Source organism: Mesorhizobium sp. M4A.F.Ca.ET.022.05.2.1 (assembly GCF_003998845.1).
In the GTDB taxonomy this organism is placed as follows: Bacteria; Pseudomonadota; Alphaproteobacteria; order Rhizobiales; family Rhizobiaceae; genus Mesorhizobium.
In genome coordinates this window covers 1-5,888 of sequence record NZ_RZOJ01000374.1, presented here as the reverse complement: position 1 = coordinate 5,888, position 5,888 = coordinate 1, and the positions used below count along the sequence as shown (strand labels likewise).

General features: G+C 67.6%; 5 protein-coding genes. 4 read left to right on the top strand and 1 reads right to left on the bottom strand.

Features of this window, described 5'->3' with window-relative positions; genetic code table 11:
* From EN745_RS27945 to nhaA, 4 genes are all read left to right on the top strand, one after another.
* The coding region (locus EN745_RS27945) for an ATP-dependent helicase C-terminal domain-containing protein (protein WP_281034794.1) at nt 1-1,224 on the top strand (1,224 nt) is incomplete at its 5' end.
* Between the two features lie 101 nt (nt 1,225-1,325).
* Nucleotides 1,326-2,648 (top strand): ActS/PrrB/RegB family redox-sensitive histidine kinase, encoded by a 1,323-nt coding sequence (locus EN745_RS27940; RefSeq protein ID WP_126056823.1) that lies wholly within the window; start codon nt 1,326-1,328, stop codon nt 2,646-2,648.
* A gap of 119 nt (nt 2,649-2,767) precedes the next feature.
* Nucleotides 2,768-3,331 (top strand): ActR/PrrA/RegA family redox response regulator transcription factor, encoded by a 564-nt coding sequence (locus EN745_RS27935; RefSeq protein ID WP_126056822.1) that lies wholly within the window; start codon nt 2,768-2,770, stop codon nt 3,329-3,331.
* Between the two features lie 348 nt (nt 3,332-3,679).
* On the top strand, nt 3,680-4,867 hold the full coding sequence (gene nhaA / locus EN745_RS27925; protein WP_126056821.1) for a Na+/H+ antiporter NhaA: 1,188 nt from the start codon (nt 3,680-3,682) through the stop codon (nt 4,865-4,867).
* Here the strand turns inward: nhaA and EN745_RS27920 are convergent.
* On the bottom strand, nt 4,864-5,868 hold the full coding sequence (locus tag EN745_RS27920; RefSeq protein WP_127422746.1) for an RNA polymerase subunit sigma-70: 1,005 nt from the start codon (nt 5,866-5,868) through the stop codon (nt 4,864-4,866). The genes nhaA and EN745_RS27920 overlap by 4 nt on opposite strands.
* Between the last annotated feature and the right edge of the window lie 20 nt (nt 5,869-5,888).

The window sequence follows — 5,888 nt, the reverse complement described above, 5'->3', positions numbered from 1 at the left end:
GGTGCCGCCATGCGCAAGCTCGCGCTGCCGGTGCGGCTTGCCCATATGGTCGCCGAAGCCGCCGCAACCGGCTACGCGATGGAGGCGGCCACCCTTGCCGTGCTGCTCACCGAGCGCGGGCTCGGCGGCGACGGCGCCGATCTCGAACGCCGGCTGATGCGCTTTCGAACCGAGAAGTCGCCGCGTGCCGTGTCGGCCCGCCAGCTCGCCGAACGGCTGGCGAGGCAGGCTACACCCTCCGCCCCGAGGGGGGAGGGTCAGAGTGCCGGCGCGCACCTCATCCACGCCTGGCCGGACCGCGTCGCCAAAGCACGCGGCGAACGCGGCCGTTTCGTGCTGGCCAATGGTTCGGGCGCCATGGTCGATGCCGCCGATCCGCTGGCGGGCGAGACCTGGCTGGTCGTTGCCGACCTGCAGGGCAAGGCGCAGAACGCCCGCATCACCGCCGCCGCTCCGGTCGACGAGACCGATATCCGCGCCGCCCTTGCCGACCGCATCGAGATCCGGCGCGAGACAAGCTTCGATCGCGACCGGCGCGCCGTGCGCGTGCGCGAGACAGCCCGGCTCGGCGCCATCACACTGGCCGAGCGCATGCTGCCGGCGCCGTCCGGCGTCGACGCGGATCGGGCGATCCTCGAAGCCCTGCGTGAGCATGGCCTGTCGCTGCTCGACTGGGGCAAGGAGGCCGAGACGCTGCGGCAGCGGCTCGGCTGGCTCAATCGCGGCCTCGGCGCACCCCGGCCCGATGTTTCCGACGCCGCCCTGCTCGACCGTATCGAGGACTGGCTGCTGCCGTTTCTGACGGGCGCGGCGTCCTTTGCCGCGATCAATTCCGGCGCCCTGTCGGCCGGCCTCATGTCATTGGTGCCGCACGAACTGCAGCGCAAGGTCGAAGCGCTGGCGCCGACCCATTTCGATGCGCCGTCGGGCAGCCATGTGCCGATCCGCTATGATGGCGAATGGCCGGTGCTGGCGGTGCGCGTACAGGAGCTGTTCGGCCTCGACAGGCATCCGGCGATCGCCAATGGAACCGTGCCGCTGACGCTCGAACTCCTCTCGCCGGCGCACCGGCCGATCCAGACGACGCGCGACCTGCCCGGCTTCTGGCGCGGCTCGTGGGCGGATGTGCGCACCGACATGCGCGGCCGCTATCCCCGACATGTCTGGCCGGAAAACCCACTCACCACCGCCGCCACCAGCCGCGCCAAGCCACGCGGAACCTAGTCCTGGCAAAAGCTTGGGCAGTCCGTCCTGGTGGCCTCAGCCGTCAAGTCCCCGCTACAGCGCTACTAGCGCTTACCCTCCTGCGGCGATAATCGTAATCCATGATCAACATCCTGCGCTCACCGGACTTCCAGCAAAGCCAGAGGCTGCGGCTCAACACGCTGATCCGGCTACGCTGGCTGGCCATCGTCGGCCAGAGCCTGACGGTGCTCGTCGTCGCCTATGGGCTGAAATTCCCGTTGTCCGTCAGCATGTGCTTCGCGCTGATCGCCTGTTCGGCTTGGATGAACCTGTGGCTGACCTTCCGCTACCCGGCGGCGCACCGGCTCACCCCGCTCTCGGCGTTCGCCATCCTGACCGTCGACAGCCTGCAGCTGGCCGGCCTGCTCTACATGACCGGCGGTCTCACCAACCCGTTCTCGGTGCTGCTCAGCGTACCCGTCGTCATCTCGGCGGCGTCGCTGCCGCTGCGCCTCACCGCGGTGCTGGGGGCGCTGGTCATGGTGGCGGCCACGCTTCTGGGCTTCTTCCATCAGCCGCTGCCCTGGTACGAGGGCGCGCCCCTGGAAATGCCCTTCATCTATGTCGCCGGCATGTGGATGGCGGTGTTCGCCTCGATCGCCTTCACCGCCATCTACGCCTTCCGCGTCGCCGAGGAAGCGCGCCTGCTTGCCAACGCGCTCGCCGCCACCGAGTTGGTGTTGCAGCGCGAGCAGCATCTGTCGGCACTGGACGGGCTCGCCGCCGCCGCGGCGCATGAGCTCGGCACGCCGCTTGCCACCATCACGCTGGTCGCCAAGGAAATGGAGAAGGCGCTCGGTGAGGACATGAAATTTGCCGAGGACGTGAAGCTGCTGCGCTCGCAGAGCGAGCGCTGCCGCGAGATCCTGAAGCGGCTGACCAGCCTGTCCTCCGAGGGCGAGGCGCATCTGTCGCGTCTGCCGCTGACTTCGCTGGTGGAGGAGGTGACGGCCCCGCACCGCGATTTCGGCATATCGATCAAGCTGCGGCCCGGCGAGCGCATCGGCCCCGAGCCGGTCGGGCGGCGCAATCCAGGTGTCATCTACGGCCTTGGCAATCTGGTCGAGAACGCCGTCGACTTCGCCCGCAAGACCGTCACCGTCAGCTGGAGCTGGGACGACGCCGAAGTTATCTTTTCGATAATCGATGACGGGCCGGGCTTCCCGCCGGAGATCATCGACCGCATCGGCGAACCCTATATGTCGACGCGGCAAGGCACCGAAGCCGGCGGCGGCCTCGGGCTCGGCCTGTTCATAGCCAAGACCTTGCTGGAGCGCTCCGGCGCAACGCTGGATTTCCGTAATTCGAGCGGGTTGGGCGAGGGCGCCGTGGTGCAGATATCCTGGCCGCGCGGCGTCTTTCTCAACCCCGAATCGTCTTCGAGCATGTTCGACACCGCCTGAAACCACGCTTTAACCTGCATGGTCGCCTCATCGGGGCCGGTTGCGGGCTCTTAAAATTGGACAATAGTGGCGCGGAACTGTATCTGCGTAAGCTTAAGGCAGCAGGAATTCTGGACACCATGAGTGGAGACGAAACGACTGGCGCAATGGTTGAGGGCGAGGACACCTCGCTGCTGATCGTCGACGACGACAAGCCGTTCCTGACCCGGCTCGCCCGCGCCATGGAAACCAGGGGCTTCGTCGTCGAGACTGCCGAGAGCGTCGAGGAGGCGGTCGCCAGGGCGCGCGACCATCCGCCGGCCTACGCCGTGGTCGACATGCGGCTCGGCGACGGCAACGGCCTCGATGTCATCGCCGCCATCCGCGAGAAGCGCGACGACGCCCGTGCCGTCATCCTCACCGGCTACGGCAATATCGCCACCGCCGTCACCGCCGTGAAGCTCGGCGCCATCGACTATCTTTCCAAGCCGGCCGACGCCGACGATGTCTTCGCCGCGCTCACCCGTACCTCCGGCGAACGCGCCGCGCCGCCGGAAAATCCGATGTCGGCCGACCGCGTGCGCTGGGAGCACATCCAGCGCGTCTACGAAATGTGCGACCGCAACGTCTCGGAAACCGCGCGCCGGCTCAACATGCACCGCCGCACCCTGCAGCGGATTCTCGCCAAGCGCGCGCCGCGTTAGGATCGCCAAGCGCGCAGGACAAAGCCTCGGGAAACGGCGAATTCAGTTTTGTGGTGAGCATCGCTATTCGCCGAAGTCAGCGCTGCCCCTCATCGCCCTGCCGGGCACTTCTCCCCGTATAGTGACGGGGATAAGGCAGCCGCAACGTCGGCTCTCATCTGCAACGTCGGAGATTTGCGAAGTCATCGGCCACAGCGTCCCTCTCCCCGTCACTATACGGGGAGAGGGGTGCCGGCAGGCAGGTGAGGGGCGGCGCCAGCGTTCGGAAAGTGTGATGCTTGCCCAGTCGTCGAGCTTTGCGCATCATCGCGAATAATGCCTACCGGAAAAACCCCGCACGGAGGCGACATGCACGACGACCGCCCGAAATCCATCCTGCGCGAATTCCTCGACGGCGAGGCGGCCGGCGGCATCATCCTGATGGTGGCGGCGGCACTTGCGTTGATCGTCGCCAACTCGCCGCTCGCCCAGATCTACTTCGCCGCCCTCCACGCCTATCTCGGGCCGCTCAGCGTCGCGCACTGGATCAATGACGGGCTGATGGCGGTGTTCTTCCTGCTGGTCGGCCTGGAGATCAAGCGCGAGATGCTGGACGGCCAGCTTTCGACCTGGCCGCGCCGCGTGCTGCCCGGCATTGCCGCCGCCGGCGGCATGGTGGTGCCGGCGCTGGTTTATGTCGCCATCAACAGGGATAATTCCGCCGCGCTGTCCGGCTGGGCGATCCCGACCGCCACCGACATCGCCTTCGCGCTCGGCGTGCTGTCGCTGCTCGGCAATCGCGTGCCGGCCTCGCTGAAGATATTCCTCACCGCGCTCGCCATCATCGACGATCTCGGCGCCGTCATCATCATCGCGCTGTTCTACACCAGCGGCCTGTCGCTCGCCTATCTCGGCGCCGCCTTCGCGGTCATCGCCGTGCTTGTCGTGCTCAACCGCATGCGGGTTATGAACCTGATCCCCTATCTCCTGCTCGGCGCCGTGCTTTGGGTGTTGGTGCTGAAATCGGGCGTGCACGCGACGCTTGCCGGCGTGGCGCTGGCGCTGACCATCCCGCTCGAGCGCGCCGCCGGCATCAGCCACGACCTCGAGCAGTCGCCGCTGCACCGGCTGGAGCACGGCCTGCACAAGCTCGTGCCCTTCCTCGTCATCCCGATCTTCGGCTTCGCCAATGCCGGCGTATCGCTTGCCGGCCTGAGCATGGCCGCCTTGGTCGAGCCGCTGACGCTGGGCGTCGCCGCCGGCCTGGTTCTCGGCAAGCTGGTCGGCGTGTTTGGCTCATCGGCGCTCGCCATCCGGCTCGGCCTTGCCGACCTGCCGGTCAATGCCGGTTGGCTGCACATGATCGGTATTTCGCTGCTCTGCGGCATCGGCTTCACCATGAGCCTGTTCATCGGCCTGCTCGCCTTTGCCAGCGATGTGGCGCTGCAGGACGCGGTCAAGGTCGGCATCCTCGCCGGTTCGCTGGTCGCCGCGCTGCTCGGCGCGGCAGTGCTGCTGGCCGCGCCGCCGGCTGCGGGTGAGGCGGACGAAGACTAGCTTGGCGGCAGGCCGAAGCCCGCGAACAGTTGAGGTCCGAGCGGCGGCACATAGATCGTCAGGCAAGCGATTGCGCCGCCCGCAGGCTCGATGACATGCAGCGAGTGCGGCCGCCAGACAAGATCCTGATGGCTCAACGCATAGACACCGACAGCGGGCTGGCCGTTGGCTCTGGTGGCCACCGTGCGATAGCCGGCAAAATTGCCCCAGACGGTCTCGAGGAAAGCGCCGATCGCCTTGCGCCCCCGGTACCATTCCCGCCATGGCGGCATGTGATAGGTGGCATCCTCCCGCAACAGGTCGACGAGGCCGTCGAGATTGTCGGCCTGCCAGGCCCGCATATAGCGTTCGAGCAGCAGGCCCTCTTCCGGGCTGGGCCGTGACCGCTGCAAGGGGCGGCCTTCAGGATACCGCTGGCCAAGCGTCGCGCGAGCCCGCTGCAGGGCGCTGTTGATCGAGGCGGTCGATCCGCCCAGCAGCTGCGCGGTCTCGGCGGCCGACCACCCCAGCACGTCGCAAAGCAGAAGCGCCGCCCGCTGCCTCGGCGGCAGGAGCTGGATCGCCGCTACGAAGGCGAGTTGCACGGCCTCGCGGGTCTCGTAACGCGCTTCCGGCCCGGGCTCGGCGCCGGCAAAGGCCGGGAGCTCGGTGTCCGGATAGGGCTCCAGCCAGGCGATCTCGGCGACGGGTCCTCCGGTCGCGGGTCCATCGGAGGGCGGTCGTGCGGGCTGCATTAGAATGCGGCGCGCCGCCGCTCTCGCCTTGATGGCGTTGAGGCAGCTGTTGGTGGCGATGCTGTAGAGCCAGCCGCGAGGAGAGCCGCGCCCGTCGAATTGCGACCTTGCGCGCCAGGCCTTGAGGAAAGTGTCCTGGACAAGGTCCTCGGCCTCGTTGAGCGAGCCCATCATCCGGTAGCAGTGCAGCTTGAGCTCGCGGCGATGCGTCACGGTCAAGCGCTCGAAGGCCAGCCGATCGAGGATCGGCTGGCCTGGCCGGCCCAATTGCTCAGAAGCGCCGGGAG